Genomic DNA, 23,361 nt, shown 5'->3' with positions numbered 1-23,361 from the left:
CCCGTTCCTAGTCCGTAACCTAGGGTTTCCCCAGCAGTCATATCCATTGGCAATTGTGGGATTAAGTCGATAATGATCAAGCGTGAAACTGGTTTTTGGGGATGGGTTTAAGAAGATCGGATGTTTTTTTTGCTTATTTTGGTTTTTTTTCAGCAAAATCCGCCGGTAAACTATCAATCTCAAAGTATTGGTGAAACTTGTCGGTGATTTCCAGCCAATAGGAGCGTCCTTCCGTTTGCTTTCTTTTGCGGACAAAACCCGTTTCCACCAATTCCTGCACCTGTTGGTACGCTCCACTGCCCCGTAGTTCGATCAAGTCTGTTTGCAGTAGGGGGGATTTAATGGCGATCGCCGCCAAGGTACGGAGGCTCGCGGTGCTGAGATCGGCGGGGACAAAATCTTGGATCAGATGTTGAAAGGCGGCCCGGAGTTGCAGGCTGTAACCCTGGTTAGTTTCCACAATTTCCAGGGCACTGTCCCGGTGAGCATAGTCCTCCATCAACTCCATCAGGGCATCCTCCACGGAGGCCTTTTCCTGACCACTGATGCTGACCAAGTCGGCGATCGCCACCGGTTTAGCCTGGAGATAAAGGATCGCTTCAATGGTGGTGGCAAGACGCATTAGCAGGACAAATTATCGAGGTTGTTTATTTGTTAGCAAGGTCTAGCGGCCAATGAGTTTCATCGCTTGGCCAGGGCATTGCTTGATCACTTCCGGCCGTAGTTTTTGGCGAACATTATCGGCATTTAGCAAATCACGACTACCCACTTCGGCGATTAAATATGCCCTAGCGGCATCCCTGGCCACATCGGGGGATTTACCTTCACTCAAAGCTTGGCAAACAAGTTTGGCCGCCGTTTGTAGCTGGGTCTGGGTCGGTTCCGTAGCCATGGCCGAAAAATTGGGACTCAGAATCAGAACCAAGGGAGCAACAACGATTAAACCAAGGGATGTCAATGCCCCAAAACGAGATCGATTGCCCATAATAACCTCAGGAATAATTAGTAAAAATTGTCCGTCCGTGGTCTTCAGTCCCTAACCAAATAGCCGCTGGAGCCGTTTACGCACCCAGTTCATAATATTACTATCTTCCTCTTCCGAAGTAAGGAGACCCTTGGTGGCCAGTTCTTCTTTGCGGCGCATTAATTCCCCTTGGTGTTCCCCCAACGCATTGATAATAGCTTCACGGAAATCAGGATTGCTTTGTAGCAATTGTTCAAATTGGGGAAATCGCACCACAAACAGGAGAGATTTTTCCTTAGCTTTAACCGAGGCAGTGCGGGGAATGCCCAGCATCAAGGCTAATTCACCAAAGAAACTACCAGGTCCCAAACTCGCCAGTACCCGACCCAGTTTCTCCGTATAGACTTCCACCAGCCCAGAAATGACAATGTAAAAGCCATCGGCTGGATCCCGTTCCCGAAAAAGCACCTCCTCCGATTGCAGGGATTGTAACTGGCCAATTTCCACCAACTGGCGAATTTCCAACTCGTTTAAGCCACTGAAATAGTCACTCGATTTCAAAACCTGACTGAGGGAAATGGTCGGTTCTTGGGGCGCTGGGTCAGACAGGCTGGGCAAATCCAAATCCGGGTGAAAATATTTGGCGATCGCCTCGGGATTTTTAAGCCAGAGTTCCCGTTGGGGCCAAGGGATGCCAATGCCATTGCGCTTAAAGTAAAAGCAAATAGTGTAGCGTAGGGCACTAAGAATTTCCGGATGCTGGCCCATGTATTGCTCTTCAATCCAGACCCAAAGCTCAAATTCCAACGCATTGTCGCCAAAATTCTGGAAAATCACCTGGGCTGGGGGAGTTTTGACCACACAGGCTTGGCTATAGGCACACATCAAAAGGGTTTCCGTCACCAACACCGGATCAGTGCCATAGGCCACCCCCACGGCCACGGTCAAACGCACCGTTTGCGTTTCGTAATGATAGTTAATCACCTGATTTTCGATCAGTAGACTACTGGGCAAAATTACTTTGGAGCCATCCTTGAGTCCCACCACCACGGCCCTGGTGGATACTTCCCGCACATAACCCTGAATGTTCTGAAAGCGGATATAGTCGCCAATTTTGACCTTTTGCTCCACCAGCAGAGTTACCCCACTAACAAAATTACGGGTCACATTTTGCAGACCTAAACCAATCCCTAGCCCAAGGGTGCCCCCCACCACCGTGAGAGAAGAGAGGTTAATGCCACTGGTTTGGAGCATGGCAATGAACAAAAAAGAACCCAAACCATAGCTCAACAAATTGGCCACAATGTAGCGGATGCCTTGTTCATAAATAAAACGCCGTAGAACAATGCTCCGTAAAACCCGATTGAGGTAGTGGGTTAAAACGAATATGGCTAGGGCAGATAGGGCCAACTGGAATAAATCCAAGAGGGAAAGTTGGGTGCGCCCAAAACTTAGGGTGGTGGCGTCGAGGGTATCAAAAATTTTGGCGAAAGCAATGGCAACAAAGGGCATGAAAATTCCATGAAAGTTGACAAAGGGGAGTTTCCGTGGATACAACCGGAAATATTGGGCAATTTGACGATAAATCCGCTGGTTCGTCCTAATTTTCCGGATTAATCTATCTCTGGATAGACGCGGAAAAAGCCCTGAAAGTCGAAAGTAAAAGGAGGGATAGGCTGAAATTGGCCATAATTTAACTCAGTTAGCTAAATTACGGGACAAACAGACATTTACTCTTAAAGGCTAACCATTGCTTCTAATAAATACCTAAGCGATCATTTCCCCCTCTCCTCCCATTTCCCATCCACCCTAATCTATGGAAATTCAACTCATCAACATTGGCTTTGGCAATATTGTTTCTGGCAATCGGGTTGTTGCCATTGTCAGTCCAGAATCCGCTCCCATTAAGAGGATTATCAGCGATGCCAAGGAACGTAGTCAGTTAATTGATGCCACCTATGGCCGACGTACCAGGGCTGTGATCATTATGGACTCTAATCAGGTAATTCTTTCGGCTATTCAACCGGAAACCGTGGCTAACCGTTTTGTGGTGGATAAGGATTTTAAAGAAAATGCGAAAAAGTAATTTGTTAATTTGCTGAACTCTAACGTTGACCTCCTCCTGAACTTTGCAAAACCTCCCAAAGTCTGTAAAAAAGGAGGGGGTGCTGCCGGTACGGAGGTCAAAATATTTGTCGCTCCCTAACTGTAATAGTTGGTCAACATCGCCCCAACCACTAACCAAGGAAAAAATTGAGACGAGGCGTGAGTGATTTCCCATTTTGTCTCCGCGTCAGTAACTGACAATGCCAGACCATTGCACCTCCTTGGTGTGGGTACGGCGATAGGAGAAAAAAAGTTCTTCCATTTGGAAAGTACAGTGGGGGGCCACAGCAATCTGTTCCTGGGCAAAACCTAACTCTAACAGTTGCAATTGATTGATGCGACGCACATCAAGGCGATATTTTTCCGGTTCTGCATCAGGTAACACGGGCGGGTTCACCATGGTGGATAAATGGTCCCATTGCTGTTCTTCTGTCGCTAATTTTTGTACTGCTTGCACACTTTGCCCCACTTCCAAGGCCACCCAGGGATCGACTTGATACACCTCTCCGGCGATCGCCGGGCCTAGGGCAACCCGTAAATCCTTTAACTCACTACCCAGGGCCAGAAATTTATCGATGGTTTTGGGCACAATTCTGGCTTTGGTCCCCCGCCAGCCTGCATGAATCGCCGCCACACGTTTACCAATCAAATCGCCAATCAATACCGGGGTACAGTCCGCACTGGCCACCCAGACCCCTTGGTGGGGAGCGTCGCTAATGATGCCATCCGCTGGGGGATGGGTACTGTCTGGGGCCAAGGGAGTTTGGCCAATTTCCGTTGCCGTTAGGGTTACGTCCCCATGAACCTGTTTGACCCGGAAAGCTTTTCCTTGGGGATCAAGATAGGTGATCAGTTGTTCGGGCAATTGGGGATAGAAGGCTCTGGTGAAAAAGGCATGGGGCCAGGGAGCCAACAAAGCACAGGTGAGATAGGGTGAACCATTGATGTTCTGCCATCCCCAGAGATCGTCCCCCATTGTCATCGGTCTAGCCAAAAAAGTTGTGATGTTTGTAGTGGTTTTAATTTCGACTGCGGATCAAAAGTGGTGTGAGTTTCCGCTCTAATTCGTTGAAGCAAAAGCTTATTTTTAATGCCCATAACCTAATTTCACCTGGTAATCCTACCATGGCCCAAGTCCTCCGTAAATGCGTTGATCCCCCTAATTCAGTCGGGGAAAACGTAAATTGAGCAAAATTGATTGGACATAGTTCAAAAAGCTATTGGCCTGACGGGCCTGGAGCCAAATTTTCCCCTGGCCAGTGAAGCGGCACAATCTACCCTTACCACCCCACACGTCCCCCCGTAGGCGATCGACGGCGAGCCCCTCCTGTTTAGTCATTTGGTAATCCAGGGTATCTTCAAATGCAACAATGTAATCGGGATTATAGGCCAGATCGCCGTTCATGGAAACCTGCACCAAACCACCATAAAGACTGAACCACAAATCCCCCTGTCCGACTAAACGCAATAAAAAACTCTCACTATCGTTATAAAAATGCTTCATACTGGCGAAATTAGTGTCAATTTTCACCGTTGGTTGGCAGGCCAGGAAGTTATCTGCCCGGAGATAAATACCTTTTTCTGTGGTTAAAAAATAATGACAAATATCCCCCGGTAGGGCTGGCGCCAATTGCAGGTGGCCAACGCTTTGTTCTGCCGTAAATTGGTTAAGAAATAGGGTATCTATCCCTAGGGCTTTACGGAGGACATCCAACAATCCCCCCCGCAATTTGTTAACAAAGAGAACAGAACGGTCCATGGCAGTGACTACATTGGCATCAACAAGGACAATTTGACCGGGCTTCAGGGTCAGCTCCAGGGTGGCGTACAGGGCATGGCCATTAATGCTGTAGGGAAGATTAAATTCATCATCTGTAGGACGTACCTGGTTATCTCCCCCTGCTTCCCGGGGATGGGCAAAGAGATGTTGGGTGTAATCCTCTTCCAAATCCTCCTCAGGGTCGATCTGTTCTAGACTTTCTTCGAGCTTTTCTAGGGATTCTTCTTCCATCATGGCGGGCAGATTTCAGTTACAGGGCAATGATATTAGTGGTTTCGGTTTATGATTTAGCGCAGTTTGAAGTTTTCCGGTTTGAGTTGGCGACCCACTTCCCGAGCAAAATTCCGAGGACCATGGGTTTGGCAAAAAATTGTACCTGTGCCACTGAATTCATAGAGGATTTCTTGGTTGGGCACCAGACGTTTGGGCCAGGGACGCAACTCTTGATACGGCTTAACTTTGAGGCTGTTATCAAAGGCCACCACATGGTCGGAGTTGACAATTTGTTTGCCATTCACTTCCAGGGAATACATGGCCCCAAAGGAGCTGATTAACACATCTCCAACGCCCACCAAACTCAGCCAGGAATAGGGTTCTTTCTTGGCGGCGGATTTGTAGCCCATGAAAATGTCCACCTTGCCATCGGATGCTAGGTAGGAGCTTTGGCGGACAATTAATTTCCTCCCGCCCAGTTGATAGTGCCCCAGGTTTCCCACTAGGGGAGGGGCCAGGTAAATTTCACCGCCATTTTCCCCGGTTCGATAATTGTTTAAAAACATGGTTTTAACTTGATTGCCCCGGCTACTCTGTTTCCCTGCTCCATCGCTAGTGCGCCGCACGGAACTTTGCACCGTAATGTCGGGACTCATGGCAATTAAAGAACCATGCTGGGCTGCTAATTCTTCATTGGCCTCCAGAAGTACCCTGGCGATCGCCGTTTGGGGGGAATTGAGAAGTTTAATGTTCATAGGGCGGGCAAAGAAAAAATCAGCGCAGTCGGAGCCGGATAAAACGGCCTAAACTGCTCAAGCTACGGGATTGCCAATAGAGGTTGCCGGAGCCCTTTAGAAGGGAACTCAGCCCCCGACCGGACTGGAGATCACCAACAATACCCCGGGGAAAATTAACTTTGAGCTTGAGCTTGGGCTGAAACGCTACTAAATGAGAGTGCTCCACCACAAAACTCTGGGGGCAGGACAACTGGTTAAGGGTGCCGTAGCTACCAAGGAAGACGCGGCCTTTACCTTGGAGTTTCAAACCGAATAAACCCTGCCCCCCCCACCAACTGGATAGACCGAGCCAATACACCCCCATATTGACGCCGCTGGTATGGGCAACATGTACTCCTGGATTGATGACTATGCCATTTTTGGGTAAGTCTAGCCTGGTCAAATTTCCTGGTAAGGCTTTGCCTAGGGTAAAACTTAACGGTTGATCGCTGGGATTATGGATGGCATTAACCATTAAGTTTTCTTTACCCAATAAAAACCGAGCCAAGGCCCGGAGCCAGCCTCCACCACAAACCCGACTAACGACCAATCCCCCATCCATGCTAATTAGGGAACCGGGGTTAATGTAGAGCCGTTCCTTGGGTTTGAGCGTAACGGCCAACACCGAGTTGGGATAGTGGCGAATTTTGTAGAGCACGGCTCAGCGGGGGGCGGAAGAACAACAACAACGGAGCAAGATAGACTGTATTTTTAACTAGTTAACCTCAATCTATACCAAACCAAGCCCAATTTAACTGGTCTTAAAGCCTAAAGTTAATGGTCTAGGAGAATACTGGAAAAGTAAGATTTTCTAGAGAAGAATCTTTTTGCAATCCTCTTTCCATCCAGAAGACTTTTGCTAGATCTTTCCTCATTACGGACGACAGGGGCATTAATGGGCATTTTCGTGCTTTTTACCCACACCCAGGTATGCCTCCAGAGATAAATAAGTTGACCTTCGCCAGGGAACAATTCTAGGCATACACTAGGGAGCAGTGTGAAACGTGTGAGGATTGTGCTATGAACTCTTTCTGGCGAACTTGTCGTCAAAAGCATTGGTTAAGTAGAAATTTATCCAGGCCCAGGGTCAGAAAATGCCGACTATGGTCGTTAATATCTCTCCTCGCTCTGGTTATGGCCAGTAGCACCTTGACCATTGCTTTGGCCTCCAATAACCAGGTTGCTGCTCAATATGCTCCAGTGGCTACCAGTTCCACCAACCCTTGGCAGTATGCTTCTTTCCCGGTGGAAAATTTCCAGCAATATACTTCTGGGTTTGGTCCCCGCCGAGCCCCCACCGCTGGGGCTAGCACTTTCCACAATGGCTTGGATTTGGCTGCGCCCCTGGGCAGTTACATACGCAATTGGTGGCATGGCACAGTGGTGGAAATGTCCGACCATACCGGTTGCGGCACCATGGTTCGCATTCAGTCCGGCCCTTGGCAGCACACTTACTGTCATTTAATGGGCGGGGTGGAAGTGCATCAGGGGCAACGGTATTTGGTCGATCGCCAGGGGGGCATTGTGCTCCAACAGGGACAACAGGTGGTGGCGGGGATGCGCATTGGTCGGGTGGGCATGACGGGAAGAACCACAGGGCCCCATCTCCATTGGGAACTGCGCCATAACGGAGTTTTAGTAGATCCGGCTCTGGTACTACAGGCCATGTACGGCGGGGCAACCTAGCCCAAATAGTCCAGAATGGTCAGTGGCCCTGTTTTTCAGTTTTCTGCACCGATGACCCCAGATTCCCTCCAACAATTGCTCACGGCGATCGCCAGTGGCCACATCAGTAGCCAAGAGGGTTTTGAGCAGCTTAAACACCTCAGTTTCCAGGCGATCGATGATTTTGCCAAAGTGGATCATCAGCGGCAACTGCGGACGGGTTTTCCAGAAGTTGTGTGGGGCCCAGGCAAAACCCCAGAACAAATTGAGCAGATTATCCAGGTCTTAGCAGTGCATAATCCGGTGGTGCTAGTGACCAGGGTGGAGCCGGAGGTGGCGGATCTCCTTGGCGATCGCATTCCTCTATTGCAGTACTATCCCCAAGCTCGCATTTGTGCCCTGGTGCAAACCCCTTTACAAATTAAATATTCCGGTACCATTGGCGTTCTCAGTGCAGGTACAGCGGATTTACCCGTGGCGGAGGAAGCGGCCATCACTGCCAGCCTCTGCGGGTTCAAAGTGGAGAAACTCTGGGACGTGGGAGTTGCCGGCATTCACCGACTGTTGAGCCATCGAGAATTAATCCAAGCCATGGATGTGTTGATTGTGGTGGCCGGTATGGAAGGGGCTTTGCCCAGTGTGGTGGCGGGATTAGTGGACTGTCCTGTGATTGGCGTACCCACCAGCGTCGGTTATGGCACCAGTTTCGGCGGCGTGGCTCCCCTGTTAACCATGCTCAATTCCTGTGCAGTGGGGGTGGGGGTAGTCAATATTGACAACGGCTTTGGAGCGGCCATGTTGGCAGGACAAATTCTCCGCACGGTTGATCGCCTGCAATCAAAATCAACTATGGCCAACGGTGGGCAGGGCGGCTAAAAATACTTCCACGCAATGGCGAGCTTTATGGTCTAATTTCGTCCAATCCACTTCCCCTTGGTCGTTAAATAAGTCCTGGTCTATTTCCACTGCCAAAGCCTGATTATTCTCCGGCAAGTTATCCCCAAAGGGCTGGGCTTGATAATTGGCAAAGCAGACTTGAAAGCATAAATCCCAAATGTTAACTCCGTAGGTTTGCCCCTCATTTTCCAGAATTAACCGATGGCCTGGGATGGGTTCCTGCACCTCCTCGTAGCGACTGCGCCAGGGACAACTTTCCAAACCTTGTCGCAGATGGTCAATGGTGCGAATCAGAGCTGGTTGCATCAGGCAATCTGCCTGTTCCCAGGCCTGGACAGTGGCAAATTCAGGTTTCATTGGTTTGATAAATTGAGATGTTTTGCGTTCAACCCTGCCATGGTACCAGTCACCATAATCCGGGGTTATGGAGTTATAGGGAGACTGAAGGGGATTTTTGTCGGTTAGAAGACTCTGTTTTTAAAGTTTTTAAAATAAATTCCTTGGTGAAAGTTAACAGACTCAGATTGGAAAGTTTCATTCCGCCCTCTAAATCGACCCACTAAAGCTCCGGCAATAATGGAGGACTTTCACTCAGTTTTCCCCCAAATTCGGGGGGCCGCGGGGTCTTGCAAACAGCCTAAAGCCTTAGGGTCAAACCCAAATAGAGGCCATTCAAATTCAGGGAAAAATCAAAACCATCGTCGCCACTGCCCTGTCCATACTTCAAACTATAAAATTTGTAACCTAGCTGGATGGCCACATTTTCTCTTACATAGTAATCTAGTCCTAAAATGGCGTTCCAATTCCAATCCGCCTCCCCCGATAGGTCAAAGCCGGACACATCCCCCCGGAGCCAAAGGGCCAAAGTATCCGTCAACTGCACCCCCAATTTTCCCCCCACTAAGGGATTAATCCAAGTGCGGCTAGCGGTTTCATTAATTTGGAATTGTCCCGCCAGGGAAACTAGGGAGCTGTTATAGCGGTAGTTAGTGGTCTGGTCCAGGGCAAAGCTGAGATTGATCAACCTGGCTCCGATGTAGGGTTCAAACCACCACTGGGGATAACTTCTGCTCTGGCTTCCTGAACCGTAAACAGGACGGGCGTCGCCAAAATGGTAGCTAATGGCTAGATCAACGGTAGTTTCGCTGACGGATAGCTCGGTGTTGGTATCAATGGTTAAATCCCGTTGCCCTGCCCCGTAAAGTTCAGTCCGAATGGCGGCAATTACTTGCTCTTCATTGGCCAAAATTTGGTCTAGTTTGGCTAAATCTTGTAAGGCATCGGCAAAATTTGCATTATTTTTGAGCGATTGCAACTTGGCCAGTGCTTCTTGCAATTGAATCAAGTTTTCCTTGGCATTACTGTCTTGGAGGATTTGAATAATTTCCCCTAGATGGGAATCCTTAATTTTCTCTAGATTGGCGATCGCCTCCCGCACTTGTCCCACTTTTTCCCTAGTTTCCGCCAATTTTTTCTGCAATGCCCCTAGATCTTCCCTGGAACGAAGATTAGCAATGCGCGTTTGAATTTCCGTCTGTAAGGCACGCACTGCCTCCAACTTATCCTGGGCAGTTTCCATCCGGTCGATGATATTTTCCAAAGTGGAACGGTCCCGATCGCCCTCAATTTCCTTTATTTTATCTAGGCCCCCCAGGGCAATTTTGGCCAAATCCCGACGGTCAATTTCTTCGAGGGGCAATGTGGCCAGCAATTCTCTAGTTTCTTCCCTCAGGTTTTGCAACTGGGCAGCAAAGGTTTGAATTTCCGTCACCCGTTGTTGCACTCGGTCCTCCAGACGATCAATAGAACCAATGGCATTGTCCCGAAAACCCTGGGCAGCAGCTAGGACGGTCTGGAGTTGGGCTAATTTTTGTTCGATTTCCCGTTCCCCAAGGTTGCCCTCCTCCACCATCTTTTTCAGTTCGTTAATTTGTTCCGCCCAAGCCCCAATAGCTTCCCGGTCAATGGCATTACCCAAGGCTTGCAATGCTTCAATTTTGGCCGAAGCTGAGGCGATCGCCGCCATTAACTCCTGGCGATCGGGAGCTGCATTGCGCACCAGTTCAAACTCAGATTGAATTTGGTCTAGACTTTGGTTAATATCACTTTTCTTTTGCTGTAAAATATCAGACTGGTCGACAAGAATGTCACTAATTCCATTCAAACGATTATTGATATCTGTGTTGAGTAAATAATTAATTGGACTAAAAGATGCTAAGCCAGTAAAATTGTCCCGTTGATTGGTGGTAGCTCCCTGCAAATTATAATAAAATCCATCCAAAATAATGCCCCAGTTACCGTGCCAAGCTTCGACTCTTCCCCCAGCATAAACTGTTAATTTTTCCAGTATGTCCGCAGTGGTAAGGTGATAATCACCCTGAACTCTCCTAATTCTGGCTGACCCATAGGCATTAATGGGTAGGATGGCACCGGGGGTAATAAAAATTTGCCAACCGTCATTTTGGGCAGTGTCAGCTATTGGGTTGGGGCTAAGCTGTTCACTATTTTCTGTGTTGGTCGACTGTTGGGTAATACTCTCCGGATAGGAACTTTTTTCTGGAGTTATGGCTGGCAAAAAATCTTGTTCTCCTTCTTTTGTTGGCTCAGTTAATGCTTGGCTTGTAAGCTGTACCAACTGTGTTGACTGGCCCCTTAAATCCTCCGTGGTTAGGGTGCTGGAGGTCAAGCTATGGGAATAATCTACGGAAGTTTGCCATGGCTCTTGATTTGATTCAGCGGCTCTTAAATCGGCAATATTTTCTACTATAAATGGCTCTAATCTGATTGTCTTTTCCAATGGGAAGTCATCATTTAATTCTGCCGTGGTAGGGGTAAAGTTAGTAAAATTGAGAACTTCATTGGCTAAAACAGGGCAGGGAATTATTCCTGGTAAACTGAACGTGGTGAAATAAAGTAGCCAATGAAAAAGTTTCATATATTTTAATAGTCAAAAATAGATCAAAAGATATTGAACCGGTCTGAATAAATCAATTAAATATAAACCACTTGATTAACCAATGACAAATAATTGATCAGTCCGCTAATTAAGAGCCTGTTTTGCAAGCCCCCCTGACTCCCCAAATTTGGAGAAAAACTGAGTGAAAGTTTCCTAGCATTGCCGAAGCCTTAGTCAGGAGATTTGGGGATCAAAATAAAACTTTGTAAACACATTCTAGGTTAAGTTAGGGCTAATGTTGCCAAATGTATATGATTTATTGATATTTTTTAAAATAGTACTCCCAAGATAAATTGCCTGAGAATGTGTTGGAAGAGTCTAGAAGTGATAATCAATTGTTCCTATCCGTCCCATCAAAAAGGAGGATTAGCAAAAATTATTTATTATCAACAGATTTTTAGGGGGTCGGTTGAGAAGATGGACTAAAACCTTATAAAAAGACTTTAAGTAACGCTTATTATAATCAAGTAAGCGAACGTTTTAGTAACTTAACTATTTTTTAAGATGAACAACTATTTCCCTCGATTGAAACAATTTTCTGCCCCTGCTACATTTTTTTTGACCGTTGCTTGCCTAGTTTATCCAGGCGAGAATGCCCACGCTAATGCCAGCACCCCTAACCCATACACAGTTGCTCAAACTACGGCCAGTCCGTCGGTGGCAGTGGAAAATCTGAGCGGTTTTCAAGGCATTATCACTGCCCTCAACATCACCCCTGATGGTAAATATTTGGCTGTGGCTACGGCGGATAACCAAATCACCCTGATTGATTTAGCTAACCAAGAAGTGGTTTATAGCCAAAGGAGTCCCGTCAATAATTTTGCTGATTTAGCCATTAGTGCCGATGGTCAATGGTTGGCGATCGCCGCTGACAATAATGTTGATGTGCGCCGGGTTCGGGATGGCATGAGGGTTGAAACCCTGGTTGGCCACACGGATAAGGTCAGTGGTGTGGCCTTTAGTCCCGACGGAGAAACTATTGTGAGCGTTAGTGGTGGCGATCGCACCATTCGCATTTGGGAAAGGGCATCGGGCAACTTGATACAAACCCTAGCGGATAACCTCGGCCCTACTACCAGCGTTGTGTTCACCCCCGACGGCAGTCAATTTATCACCGGGGCGATCGGCCAGGACCGCACCATTAAATTTTGGGATGCCAACACCTTTGAATTACTGGGCACTTCTCCCCAACAGCCAGGTTTCATCAACGGCTTAGCTGTGACCCCCGATGGCAGAAAACTGGTAGGAGCGGTGCGGAATTTTGTTAAAGCTTGGAACTTAGCCGATGCCAAAGAGTTGTTTTCCGTCAGAGGCCCCAGTTTAGAAATTAATACCATCGCCGTTTCCCCCAATAATCGCTGGGTAGCTACTGCGAACAAAGAAGGAACCATTATGATCTTCGATTTAGCCAACGGCAAACAGGTTACTACCCTGAGGGGTCACCAAGGCTGGGTTCTTTCCCTAGCTTTTAGTCCCGACGGCAATACCCTCTACAGCGGTGCGGAGGACAAAACCGTAAAAATCTGGGACCTCAGTGCCCTTGCCCGATAACTGGGGAGTTTTCCTGGGGGTCGAAAAAATCAAGACCCCTGGGGATAAATCCGACCTTTCCAACCGCCGCCCTGGCCTCGCCAATGTTGCCAAGCAGAATCCAGGGTCATGAGGCTATATAACAGGGCAATCAACGGTAGGGTTAAACCCCAAAGCCAGGAGCGCCCATAGAATTTCAGGGTCGGGCCATAGGCGATCGCCATTAGCATCCAGGTGAAAGCTCCCAATAGGGCCAGGGGAGCATTACCCCAAATTATTGCCAATATTAGGGCTATGGGGGCAGTCAAATAGACCAAAGCCATGCCAAGCAAAGTCCCCAGCAACAGCAAAGGATTGTAATTCAGTTGGGTATAGGCAGTGCGGCTGACCATCTGCCAAATGGTTTCTAGGCTGTCGTAGGGCCGCAAGCTCCAATTTGCCCTAGTTAGCCCCAACCAAATGGGTAATTTTTGGGCTTTTACCTTTTGGGCTAAGGTGCAGTCGTCAATTAACGCTTCCTTCAGAGCTCCAATACCGCCAATGGTTTGTAGGGCTGACCGTTGCATGAGAATACAGCCCCCCGCCGCCGCCGCCGTTTGACGTTGGGGATTATTAACTAAAGGGAAAGGATAAAGCTTTTGAAAGAAAAAAATAAAGGCTGGAATTAGCAATTTTTCCCAAACACTCTCACAGCGCAACAGCACCATCAGGGATACCAGGGCTAAATTGTCCCGTTGGGCTTTTTCCACCAAGGCTGTAATGGTTTGGGGACCATGGGCAATGTCCGCATCGGTGAGAAAAATGTACTCCGGCCAGGAATCTGAACCTTTTTTTTTCAACTGTACTGTTTGCCATCCCTGTTCCACGGCCCACAATTTTCCCGACCATCCAGGGGGTAACGGCTGCCCCGACACCACTTCCAGGCGATCGCCATGGCCTAGACCGCTGGCAATACGTTGGGCCACGGCCCCGGTGCCATCACTGCTTTGGTCATCCACCAAAATAATTTTTAACGGGCCTGGATAATGCTGTTCCAACAAACTGGGCAAACTTTGACCCAATACGCTCGCCTCATCCCGAGCCGGAATAATGGCCGCTACGGAGGGATATGCTTGTAAAGTTGATGGGCGATCAAAGTTTAAAACCTGATCACAACGCCAAAAGTTTCCCCAACCAACCAATAGAAAGCACCAAATCAGGCAGGAGATTGCGGTAATTGCCAAGACAAAGGTGACCATTTGTCCGCCTACAAATTCTTTTCTAAATTAGGAGCAAAGGACAAGCTGCAACTACACACCTGGGCAGCATTGGGATTGGTGAAACGAAATCCTCCCCCCATTAAATCCTCGGCATAGTCTAATTTGAGATTGTGGAGGTAACCTGCACTCTGGCTATCCACCAGCACCGTCACACCGCCACTTTCATACTCCAAATCGTCAGCGGTAATTTCCGGCACAAAATCCAAATGGTATAACCAACCGGCGCACCCTCCGGGCCTGACCGCCAAACGAAAATGGTGGCGGGTTAGTTGGCGACTGTGTTGCAATCGTTTAATTTCCTGGGCGGCACTGGGGGTCAATTGCAGCATAGGTTAACACAATGGCTCAAAACAAAATGGAAAAGTTAGACATAAAGCTCCATTTGCCATACTACCAGGGCGATCGCCGACCTTGGCTGAATTTTTGCTACTTACTACTGGAGATAGACTCTAAACAGTTAAAAAATTTCCGTATTTAAGGCTTTTTTCAGAGCCCCAATGCCCTGTTTAATGCGACGGGAAACGGTAATCACACTAACCCCCATCATTTCGGCGGCTTCCTTGTGGGTAAAGTCGTGGAGAAAAACAAATTCCACAATGCGGCGGGTACGTTCTTCCAAACCGGCTAAGGCCTGTTGCAGACGGATTTGATCTTCCTGGCTGAGTTGAAAACTACGGAATTCGTGGTGGGCTAAACAATCCCCCAGATTAACTTGTCCTTCATCGTCGCCATTTACCTTGGTGTCCAAACTCACCAGTTCACGATTCTGCAGCGCCAGTTTGGTTTCCTGCCAGTCCGCCAGGGGCACTGCTAAAATTTGTGCAATTTCCTCGTCCGTGGCCGCCCGGTCATATTTGAGGCGAAATTCCTGCTGGACGGCGATCGCCTGACGACCCAAATCTAACCAACGCCGGGGAATACGAACACAGTTACTTTTATCCCGCAGAAAATGCTGGATTTCTCCCCGCACATAGGGAATGGCAAAGGAGCTAAAGGCATTGCCCTTACTCACATCAAACCGTTCAATGGCTCGGATCAGACCCAAACACCCCACCTGGGACAAATCCTCAAAACTTTCATTGCACTGGGCCGTCCAATGGTGCGCTTCCTTTCTCACCAGACCCAGATTGACTTCCATAATCCGATTACGCACGCCAATATCGTGGGACTCTGCGTAGATTTTGAACAGTCTCAGAGTCTCAAGTTTGAGGCTTTCGCTGGTGGCATTGGTCATGGTTTTAGGTTTGGGCGACTCTAATCAACTTTACCGATGGTTGGACTCTGCCTACATCAGCAAATACATGGAGAAAATTGGAAAAAATAAAAACTTTCTGCCAACCGATGCCCTAGGCAATGCTAATGAAAATAAGCTTTGTTTAGGTTTGGGCATCATCCTCTCCCCTGCTCTGGCTGGGCAACTAGCTTGCGTTGGAATTACCAGCAACGGGAAGATATGGCATAGGAACCCACGCTAATTATAGGATTAATCTAAAATCCGAACAATAACATGTAGAAAAAGTCAACAATTCTTCAATTAAATCCTTAAGCATTGTTTAAGCATTTGCTGGGCTTGCTGTTGATAACCACCCCCAAACAAATTGAAGTGGTTGAGAATGTGGTACAGATTGTAGAGAATTTTCCGTTGTTGATAACCAGGTTCCGCGGGACTGATGCTATGGTAACCCTGGTAAAAAGCCGCCGGAAATCCCCCAAATAATTCCGTCATAGCCAGATCCACTTCCCCATCGCCGTAGTAGGTGGCCGGGTCGAGGATGACTGGTTCCCCTGTGGTTAAAATTGCGCCATTGCCAGACCACAGATCCCCATGGACTAAAGCTGGTGTCGGTTGGCGATCGCCTAACAGCTGCTTCACTTTGGGAACTACTACGGCGGGATCGGGAAAGTTCCCTGCCCGTCGTCGAGCAAGGGCCAGTTGATAGCCAAGGCGATGCTCCGCAAAAAAGTCGGCCCAACTATCGGTCCAGGGATTGGGCTGGGGAGTGGCTCCAATGGTGTTATCAGTCTGCCAACCAAATTGGGCACTGCCCCCGGCTTGATGCAATGCCGCCAAATTTTGTCCCATGCGGTACCAACTGTCATGGTTACCCCGGCCAAACTCGAGCCATTCCAACACCAGATAACTATGGCCAGCGGAACTGCCGTGGCAAATGGGACGGGGAACCCGAATGGTTTGGGTGGCCGCCATGGCTTCTAACCCGAGGGCTTCCGCTTGAAACATCTGCCACTGCTGGGCTTGATTAAGTTTGACAAAATATTTTTGCTCCCCATCCACCAGGCAATAGCCCTGATTAATACAACCACCACTCACCGATCGCCGTTCCTGAATACGGAAGGGTTGACCAGTGGTCTGACTGATTTGTTGGGCAATGGTTTGCCAGGGGGCTGGGGAATTCACGGGCACAGGGGAAAACAGGACAGGGACAAATAATACCTAGGCTGGGTTAGGAGGAGTGGCCAACAGGGGGTCTAACTGGCCGCGGCTGTCCAGGCCATACAGTTGGTCACAGCCACCAATGCCCTGGTCATTGACAAAAATTTGGGGCACAGTGCGTCTTCCTTCTGCCCTTGCCGCCATGGCCTGTCTGGCTTGGTCATCGCCGTCAATTTTGTACTCGATAAACTTAACTCCCTTCCACCACAGTAAAAGTTTCGCCCGGATGCAAAAAGGGCAAGTTTGCCAAGTATATATTTCCACTTTGGCTTTGATCCCATCCGCTTGGCGGCCACTGAGGAGGGGAAGCCAGTTGAACAAATTAGCCATGACATCACCTGGAAATTGGAACTGGAAATTTTACCTGGGAACTGCAACGGGGTTGTCTTTGTCCTTTCCCTTCAGCATTACAGATCAACCGGGCCATCGGCCCCAACCCAGACAATTTGTCCCACAGCCATGGCTTGGGCATAGGTATTTAACTCCTCCGGCGATCGCCCCCCTAGGTCCAATTCTACCCGGCGATCGGGATGCTGGCGGCGCAACTGTTGGGCATGGCGAAAGGTTGCTCCTTCGGCGGTGTCATCCACTGGACAAACTAGATAATCGATGGGGGCGGTACTGGTGGGTAAAGTCCCCAATTCAAGCAAACATTGGTGTAGCTCCTCAATGTTCAAAGAAAATCCCGTACCAGGAAAAGACTGCTGTTGGGGATGATATTGGCTGAGCAGTTGGTCATAACGCCCCCCCTGGCCCAACACATAACAGTTATCGGCCTGGCGACTCACCGCTTGGAAAACCATGCCAGTGTAGTAATCAAACGGCTGGAGCCAACTCAAGTCCAATACCAGATTAGCGGGCCCATCTCCACTGGCCGCCACTAGGCACAACAACGCCTGCAGGCGATCGACCAGACCCAGACATTCCCCCTGTAAATCTAACTTGCCCAGTCTGGCCAAAACTTCCTCCACTGTGCCCCGCAGGTCAAACAGTTGCAAAGCAAGATTTTTAGCTTCATTGTCAGGATAGGGGAGTTGGGAAAGTTCTACATAGTCCAAACGGGTGATGCAATCCCGCACAGTGGCTTGGAGAGTGGGGGGTAATTTGGCCAATAGGCTTCTGGTCAGACCGGCATCACCCAAAATCAATTGCCAATCGCTTAAACCCAATTGGGTCAGGCAATCCGTCAACAGTAGGAGAATTTCTGCATCGGCCCGGACGCCCCCAGCAAAGAGCAATTCTATGCCCGCTTGGAAAAACTCCATTTGCTTACCGTGGTAGCCCTCCGGAGGATTACGAAAGACGTTGGCCCGGTAACACAATCTTTGGGGCTGATTGTCAGTCATGCGGGTCACGACTGCCCGGGCAATGGATGCGGTTAATTCTGGCCGTAACCCCAACCGTCCCTCGCCACTGTCTTGGAGTTGAATCACGTTATTAGCCGAAATTGCCCCACCGGCCACTAGGGTATCCAGCCATTCCAGGGTGGAGGTAACAATGCGCTGATAGCCCCAACGATGAAAGGTTTGTTGCAATTGGTCATTAATGCGAGCTTTCTGGGCGACTTCCAGGGGCAATAAATCCCTAGCCCCAGCGGGGGGATGGTGAATCATGACGGCTTTGTTTCGGCAGGGGCAAGTTTAAACATTCTCAATATAATGTTTTCCCGCAACCCCAAGGAACATTTCTCCGGTTTTCCTTGGTGGGCAGAATTATCCAAAACCCTTACCAATGGGTCATCAGGCAGATTTTTCTAAGTGATGGAGTAGGGCTTGGCGCATAACGTCCACCGGCACTTCCTGTTGTAGCCAAATTTTCAAGGCGGCGGCTCCCTGTTGCACTAGCATTTCTGCTCCATCAATGGTCACTAGACCCCGCTCCTGAGCATGTTGTAAAAACCTGGTGGGGCGGGGAGTATAAATCAAATCATAGGCGATCGCCGTTGGCGGTAGTTTTTCCACAAGGGATTGATCCAGGGGGGATTGCTTAGGGTGGGGAGCCATGCCCACGGGGGTGCTGTTAATCAATAAACTTGCTTTGGGGATCACGGTAGATAGAGCTTCCCAGGGTAGAACTTGCAGAGCTTGCTTAATTTTGGGGTCCGTCCAACTGTTGGCGAACTGAGCTAATTTTTCTTGACTGCGACCCACCACAATAATTTCTGGACAACCCAATTGGGTTAAACCCACCACCACGGCCCGCGCGGCTCCACCATAGCCGAGAATCACCGCCGTCCTCCCTGACCAATCTTGCTTTAACTCCAACAAGGGAGCCAAAAAACCCTCAACATCCGTATTGGTTCCCTGCCAGCCATGGCCATCCCGCCAGAGAGTATTCACGGCCCCCACTTGCCGAGCGGTTTCGGTTATCTGGGTCAACAATGGCATCACCACTTGCTTATGGGGAATGGTCACGCTTAATCCCTGGACTCCACTGGCTCCTAACCCTGCTATGGCGATGGTTAAATCCTCTGGAGCAATGGGAAAGGCAACATATGCATAATCACTGGCCATGGCCTGGAGCGCCGCATTATGCATCACAGGGGATAAGGAATGACCAACAGGATAACCGATCACACCAAGGAGCTTAGTTTTACCGGTGATGGAAGGCATGGGGAGCAATTGTTAATTTAAATGGAGCCATGCTATATTACTAAATTGCTAGGACGTATAGCTCAGTTGGTTAGAGTACATCGTTGACATCGATGGGGTCACTGGTTCGAATCCAGTTACGTCCATAAACTTGTTCCCCGAAAATCCCTTTGTGGTTAAAGGAAAAATTTCGTCCAGAGGATTTGCGGCCAACGGCGGGAATTTGTGATCATCTCCCACAGGGCGGCATTGTACAGCTACGATAATTAGCTGGTAATTTTTCCAAGGAGTGGGGCAAAAATGGCTTCCTATGACATCACAATTATCGGCGGTGGCATTGTCGGTTTGGCCACGGGGTTATTTATTGGTCGCCGCTTTCCCCAATACAAATTGTTGATTTTAGAAAAAGAAGCGGACCCAGCCCACCATCAAACGGGGCACAATAGCGGTGTCATTCACTCTGGTATTTACTACAAACCTGGCAGCTTTAAGGCCCAGTTCACTAAAGCTGGTAACCAGAGCATGGTGGAATTTTGCCAAGAGCACGCCTTACCCTACGAGGTTTGTGGCAAAGTCATTGTAGCTACTAAACCTGAGGAATTACCGTTATTAGAAAATTTATTTAACCGGGGTCAAGCCAATGGCTTAAAAGTTAAAAAACTTAGTGCAGAACAAGTTAAGGAATACGAACCCCATGTGCAATGTTTGGGAGGAATTCATGTATTCACCTCTGGCATTGTTAATTACAAACTGGTTTGTCAAAAATATGCGGAACTAATTCAGGTCCAGGGAGGGGAAATTAAGTTTAACCATCGAGTCAATGGCATTGTTACCCAGGCTAACGGACATAGTTTGATCACTAACCAGGGGAATTTTTTTAGTCGTTTTCTGATCAATTGTGGTGGTCTCCAGAGCGATCGCCTGGCCAAAATGGCGGGCATTAACCCCGATGCTAAAATTGTGCCTTTTCGGGGAGAATATTATGAGTTGAAGCCAGAGAAAAGATATTTAGTCAAAGGTTTAATTTACCCGGTACCTAATCCGGCTTTTCCCTTTTTAGGGGTGCATTTCACCCGCATGATTGATGGCAGTATCCACGCTGGCCCCAATGCGGTGCTGAGTTTGAAACGGGAAGGTTATCGCAAAACGGATTTTGATTGGGGAGATTTTACCGAAGTGATGGCCTATGCTGGCTTTTGGAAGTTGGTGGGTAAACATTGGCAAGAAGGCTTACAGGAAGTTATTCGCTCCTTTAGTAAGGCGGCCTTTGTGCGGAGTTTACAGGAATTAATTCCGGAAGTGACAGCGGACGATATTCTTCCCAATCCAGCGGGGGTGAGGGCCCAGGCTTTGAAAAATGATGGGGCTTTGGTGGAGGATTTTCTGATTGTCCCCGGTCCTAATTCTCTCCAGGTGCTCAATGCTCCTTCCCCAGCGGCCACCGCTTCCTTAGAAATTGGCCAGGCGATCGCCGCCCAGGTACCAGCGCTGTAAAAGACTGGGGTCAATTATTTAAATCGATGGTCCCAAAATAGGGAGGAACGGAGGATTCCTTGGCCACAGGGAGATCGTCCCCCCACCAGTCATAGTCAATGGTTTACCTTAAGATGGGAACAGAAATTCGTCACTGAGGTAAAGGAATGCGAGCTGTGTTGATGGCAGGGGGGGCAGGCACCCGTTTGAGACCCCTGACTTGCGATCTGCCCAAGCCCATGGTGCCCATTGTTAATCAACCGATCGCCGCCCATATTATCCATTTGCTCCGTCGCCATAACATTACTGAGGTGGTGGCCACCCTCCACTACCTCCCTGATGCCATGCGGGACTATTTCCTTGATGGCAGTGAATTTGGTGTTCAGATGACCTATGCAGTGGAGGACGAGCATCCCCTCGGTACGGCGGGTTGTGTAAAGAACATTGAAGAGTTATTGGATGATACTTTTTTGGTAATTAGTGGGGATAGCATCACCGATTTTAATCTCACCCAGGCGATCGCCTTCCACAAACAAAAACAAGCCAAGGCGACCCTGATTTTGACCAAGGTTCCCAACCCCCTGGAATTTGGCGTGGTCATCACCGACGAAAACCAACGGGTGCAAAGATTTTTAGAAAAGCCCTCCACCAGTGAAGTTTTTTCCGACACCGTCAACACGGGCACCTATATCCTCGAACCGGAAGTTTTGGCCTATCTGCCCCCCAAGGAAGAAATGGATTTTTCCAAGGATTTATTTCCCCTCCTGCTGGAAAATGACGAACCCATGTATGGTTTTGTCGCCGATGGTTACTGGTGCGATGTCGGTAATTTGGACGCCTATCGGGAAGCCCAATACGATGCCCTAGAAAAAAAAGTCACGCTGGAATTGGGTAACCTACCCCGGCACTCGGACATTTGGATCGGGGAAAACACCACCATTGACCCCACTGCTATTCTCACTCCCCCTCTGGCGATCGGGGATAACTGCAACATCGGTTCAGGAACTAAATTGGAAGCGGGCACCATCATTGGCGATAACGTCACCATTGGCGCTGGAGCAGAATTAAAGCGAGCCATTGTTTGGAATGGCGTACTCATTGGTGATGAAGCCTATCTAGCTGCCTGTGTAGTGGGGCGGGGCTGTCGCATAGAAAGACGGGTACAGGTCCTGGAAGGGGCAGTCATTGGTCCCCTATCCATCATTGGCGAAGAAGCCCAAATCAACTCAAATGTTAAAGTTTGGCCCAGTAAACGGGTGGAACCGGGAGCCATTCTCAACATTAATTTAATTTGGGGCAGCACCGGCCACCGCAACCTATTCGGACAGAGAGGTGTTTCCGGCATTGTCAACATTGATATGACGCCGGAGTTTGCTGTCAAATTGGGGGCTGCCTACGGTTCTTCCCTCAGGCCCGGAGCAGAAATTGTCGTTTCCCGCGATCAACGCAATGTCTCCCGCATGGTCACCCGTTCCCTCATTGCTGGCCTGATGTCGGTGGGGGTAAATATTCAAAACCTGGAAGCCACAGCGATCCCCATTGCTCGCACCATGACTCCGAAGTTAAAAGTGGCCGGCGGCATCCATGTGCGTATCCATCCCGATCGCCCAGATTACCTACTGATTGAATTTCTGGATAGCCAGGGTATCAATATTTCCAAAAAAACCGAAAAAAAAATTGAAGGAGCCTATTTCAAGGAAGATTTACGGCGGGTAAGCATTCCCCAAATTGGCGACATGTCCTATCCGGCCCAGGTGTTGGAAACCTATTGCCACACCTTTGAAAAACTCCTAGACATGGACATCATCAACAACGATGGGGCCAAAATTGTTATTGACTACGCCTATGGAGTGTCTGGGGCCATTCTGCCCCTACTGTTGACCAAATTCGGCTGCGACGCAGTGGTGCTCAATGCCAGTCTACGACAAACCGCCGTTTCCAATGAAGAAAAAGAAGTCTTACTTAGTCAATTGGGACAAGTGGTATCGGCCCTACAGGCCAATTTGGGGGTGCAGGTTTCCGCTAATGGCGAACAACTCACCCTGGTGGACGAAGGGGGCCTACCCATCCGGGGGGAACTGCTAACAGCTTTGATGGTGCATATGGTGTTAACTGCTTCTCCCAGGGGAACCATTGTGGTGCCAGTACAGGCTTCCAGTGCGGTGGAGCATTTGGCCCGTCGCCATGGGGGTAAAGTTTTGAGAACCAAGGCTAACCCCACTGCATTGATGGCCGCCGCCCAATCGAGCCATAACGTGGTTTTGGGCGGTAGTGGAGAAACTGGCTTTATTTTTCCTCGCCTCCACCCAGGCTTTGATGCCATGTTTTGCATTGCCAAAGTAATGGAAATGCTGACTGTCCAAAAACGCACCCTGGGGGAAATTCGCTCAGAATTGCCGACGGTTTACCATAACAGTTGTAGTGTCCGTTGTTCTTGGAAAATTAAAGGGGCCCTGATGCGCCATTTGGTGGAAATTCATCGGGATCAACATATTGAACTGGTAGACGGGGTTAAAATGACTTTTCCCCATGGAGACAACTGGGTATTGATTTTGCCCGATGCGGGGGAGCCCCTGGTCCACATCTATGCCAACAGTGAAGACCGCCATTGGGTAGATGAGAAATTACGTTACTACCAAGCCCAGGTCTTGAATTTTATTAGTGACGCCCAGGAGGAGTCCTACCAACATTTTTCCTGA

Annotated in this window: 22 protein-coding genes and 1 tRNA gene; 7 read left to right on the top strand and 16 right to left on the bottom strand. The window is 48.9% G+C overall.

The genetic code is table 11. The features are described from left to right. Positions 1 to 133: 133 nt before the first annotated feature. The 3 genes from scpB to SYNPCCP_RS15675 are packed head-to-tail and all read right to left on the bottom strand — an operon-like array spanning position 134 to position 2,476. Entirely contained in the window at positions 134 to 622 is a 489-nt protein-coding gene (scpB, locus tag SYNPCCP_RS15685) for an SMC-Scp complex subunit ScpB (protein ID WP_010874200.1), read from the bottom strand. A 42-nt stretch (positions 623 to 664) separates the two neighbouring features. Beyond that, complete coding sequence (locus SYNPCCP_RS15680; protein WP_010874199.1) at positions 665 to 985, bottom strand: hypothetical protein; 321 nt, start codon at positions 983 to 985, stop codon at positions 665 to 667. 51 nt (positions 986 to 1,036) lie between these two features. Then, the gene (locus tag SYNPCCP_RS15675; protein ID WP_010874198.1) at positions 1,037 to 2,476 is read right to left on the bottom strand and encodes a cyclic nucleotide-binding domain-containing protein; all 1,440 of its coding nucleotides are present in this window, start codon (positions 2,474 to 2,476) and stop codon (positions 1,037 to 1,039) included. Between the two features lie 304 nt (positions 2,477 to 2,780). Between SYNPCCP_RS15675 and remA the strand changes: the two genes are divergently transcribed. Next, positions 2,781 to 3,050: an extracellular matrix/biofilm regulator RemA gene (gene remA, locus SYNPCCP_RS15670; protein ID WP_010874197.1), complete on the top strand. Its 270-nt coding sequence runs from the start codon at positions 2,781 to 2,783 to the stop codon at positions 3,048 to 3,050. A 207-nt stretch (positions 3,051 to 3,257) separates the two neighbouring features. On the opposite strand, the gene pgeF is transcribed toward remA, so the two are convergent. The 4 genes from pgeF to SYNPCCP_RS15650 all read right to left on the bottom strand — a co-directional run bounded on the left by pgeF (position 3,258) and on the right by SYNPCCP_RS15650 (position 6,497). Continuing rightward, on the bottom strand, positions 3,258 to 4,052 hold the full coding sequence (gene pgeF / locus SYNPCCP_RS15665; protein ID WP_010874196.1) for a peptidoglycan editing factor PgeF: 795 nt from the start codon (positions 4,050 to 4,052) through the stop codon (positions 3,258 to 3,260). A 177-nt stretch (positions 4,053 to 4,229) separates the two neighbouring features. Continuing rightward, on the bottom strand, positions 4,230 to 5,084 hold the full coding sequence (locus SYNPCCP_RS15660; protein WP_010874195.1) for a TIGR00266 family protein: 855 nt from the start codon (positions 5,082 to 5,084) through the stop codon (positions 4,230 to 4,232). A 53-nt stretch (positions 5,085 to 5,137) separates the two neighbouring features. Then, positions 5,138 to 5,818 (bottom strand): TIGR00266 family protein, encoded by a 681-nt coding sequence (locus SYNPCCP_RS15655; RefSeq protein ID WP_010874194.1) that lies wholly within the window; start codon positions 5,816 to 5,818, stop codon positions 5,138 to 5,140. Positions 5,819 to 5,837: 19 nt separating this feature from the next. Next, on the bottom strand, positions 5,838 to 6,497 hold the full coding sequence (locus SYNPCCP_RS15650; protein WP_010874193.1) for a TIGR00266 family protein: 660 nt from the start codon (positions 6,495 to 6,497) through the stop codon (positions 5,838 to 5,840). A gap of 476 nt (positions 6,498 to 6,973) precedes the next feature. Here SYNPCCP_RS15650 and SYNPCCP_RS15645 point away from each other — a divergent pair, with 476 nt between their 5' ends. After that, positions 6,974 to 7,525, top strand: coding sequence for a M23 family metallopeptidase (locus tag SYNPCCP_RS15645; RefSeq protein WP_020861931.1), 552 nt, complete (start codon positions 6,974 to 6,976; stop codon positions 7,523 to 7,525). A gap of 51 nt (positions 7,526 to 7,576) precedes the next feature. Then, positions 7,577 to 8,380 (top strand): nickel pincer cofactor biosynthesis protein LarB, encoded by an 804-nt coding sequence (larB, locus tag SYNPCCP_RS15640; protein WP_041426075.1) that lies wholly within the window; start codon positions 7,577 to 7,579, stop codon positions 8,378 to 8,380. On the opposite strand, the gene SYNPCCP_RS15635 is transcribed toward larB, so the two are convergent. Together SYNPCCP_RS15635 and SYNPCCP_RS15630 are read right to left on the bottom strand one after the other, a co-directional pair. Beyond that, on the bottom strand, positions 8,348 to 8,758 hold the full coding sequence (locus SYNPCCP_RS15635) for a hypothetical protein (protein ID WP_010874190.1): 411 nt from the start codon (positions 8,756 to 8,758) through the stop codon (positions 8,348 to 8,350). The genes larB and SYNPCCP_RS15635 overlap by 33 nt on opposite strands. Positions 8,759 to 9,038: 280 nt before the next feature. Beyond that, positions 9,039 to 11,336, bottom strand: a complete 2,298-nt coding sequence (locus SYNPCCP_RS15630; RefSeq protein ID WP_010874189.1) for a hypothetical protein — start codon at positions 11,334 to 11,336, stop codon at positions 9,039 to 9,041. 525 nt (positions 11,337 to 11,861) lie between these two features. Here SYNPCCP_RS15630 and SYNPCCP_RS15625 point away from each other — a divergent pair. Continuing rightward, positions 11,862 to 12,908, top strand: a complete 1,047-nt coding sequence (locus tag SYNPCCP_RS15625; RefSeq protein ID WP_010874188.1) for a WD40 repeat domain-containing protein — start codon at positions 11,862 to 11,864, stop codon at positions 12,906 to 12,908. A 29-nt stretch (positions 12,909 to 12,937) separates the two neighbouring features. Here SYNPCCP_RS15625 and SYNPCCP_RS15620 read toward each other — a convergent pair whose 3' ends face one another. From SYNPCCP_RS15620 to SYNPCCP_RS15585, 7 genes are all read right to left on the bottom strand, one after another. Then, positions 12,938 to 14,125 carry a glycosyltransferase gene (locus SYNPCCP_RS15620; RefSeq protein WP_010874187.1) on the bottom strand — a complete coding sequence of 396 codons (1,188 nt, stop codon included), beginning with the start codon at positions 14,123 to 14,125 and terminating at the stop codon, positions 12,938 to 12,940. A gap of 8 nt (positions 14,126 to 14,133) precedes the next feature. Next, positions 14,134 to 14,475: an iron-sulfur cluster assembly accessory protein gene (locus SYNPCCP_RS15615; protein WP_010874186.1), complete on the bottom strand. Its 342-nt coding sequence runs from the start codon at positions 14,473 to 14,475 to the stop codon at positions 14,134 to 14,136. A 128-nt stretch (positions 14,476 to 14,603) separates the two neighbouring features. Continuing rightward, on the bottom strand, positions 14,604 to 15,380 hold the full coding sequence (locus SYNPCCP_RS15610; RefSeq protein ID WP_010874185.1) for an RNA polymerase sigma factor SigF: 777 nt from the start codon (positions 15,378 to 15,380) through the stop codon (positions 14,604 to 14,606). A 300-nt stretch (positions 15,381 to 15,680) separates the two neighbouring features. Then, the gene (locus SYNPCCP_RS15600; protein WP_010874184.1) at positions 15,681 to 16,568 is read right to left on the bottom strand and encodes a fructosamine kinase family protein; all 888 of its coding nucleotides are present in this window, start codon (positions 16,566 to 16,568) and stop codon (positions 15,681 to 15,683) included. Positions 16,569 to 16,598: 30 nt separating this feature from the next. Beyond that, entirely contained in the window at positions 16,599 to 16,928 is a 330-nt protein-coding gene (gene grxC, locus SYNPCCP_RS15595) for a glutaredoxin 3 (protein ID WP_010874183.1), read from the bottom strand. A 77-nt stretch (positions 16,929 to 17,005) separates the two neighbouring features. After that, positions 17,006 to 18,211 (bottom strand): ATP phosphoribosyltransferase regulatory subunit, encoded by a 1,206-nt coding sequence (locus SYNPCCP_RS15590; RefSeq protein ID WP_010874182.1) that lies wholly within the window; start codon positions 18,209 to 18,211, stop codon positions 17,006 to 17,008. A 126-nt stretch (positions 18,212 to 18,337) separates the two neighbouring features. Next, a complete protein-coding gene (locus SYNPCCP_RS15585; protein WP_010874181.1) occupies positions 18,338 to 19,210 on the bottom strand; it encodes a shikimate dehydrogenase in 873 nt (290 codons plus the stop codon). Between the two features lie 51 nt (positions 19,211 to 19,261). On the opposite strand from SYNPCCP_RS15585, the gene SYNPCCP_RS15580 reads away from it, so the two are divergent. The 3 genes from SYNPCCP_RS15580 (at position 19,262) to SYNPCCP_RS15570 (ending at position 23,361) form a co-directional block, all read left to right on the top strand. Further along, positions 19,262 to 19,335, top strand: a tRNA-Val gene (locus tag SYNPCCP_RS15580). 154 nt (positions 19,336 to 19,489) lie between these two features. Further along, entirely contained in the window at positions 19,490 to 20,683 is a 1,194-nt protein-coding gene (lhgO, locus tag SYNPCCP_RS15575) for an L-2-hydroxyglutarate oxidase (protein ID WP_010874180.1), read from the top strand. Positions 20,684 to 20,829: 146 nt separating this feature from the next. Continuing rightward, positions 20,830 to 23,361 (top strand): mannose-1-phosphate guanyltransferase, encoded by a 2,532-nt coding sequence (locus SYNPCCP_RS15570; RefSeq protein WP_010874179.1) that lies wholly within the window; start codon positions 20,830 to 20,832, stop codon positions 23,359 to 23,361.

The organism is Synechocystis sp. PCC 6803 substr. PCC-P (assembly GCF_000284455.1).
GTDB lineage: Bacteria > Cyanobacteriota > Cyanobacteriia > Cyanobacteriales > Microcystaceae > Synechocystis.
Note: the sequence above shows the minus strand (reverse complement) of the source record. Positions and strands in the feature narration are given on the sequence as shown.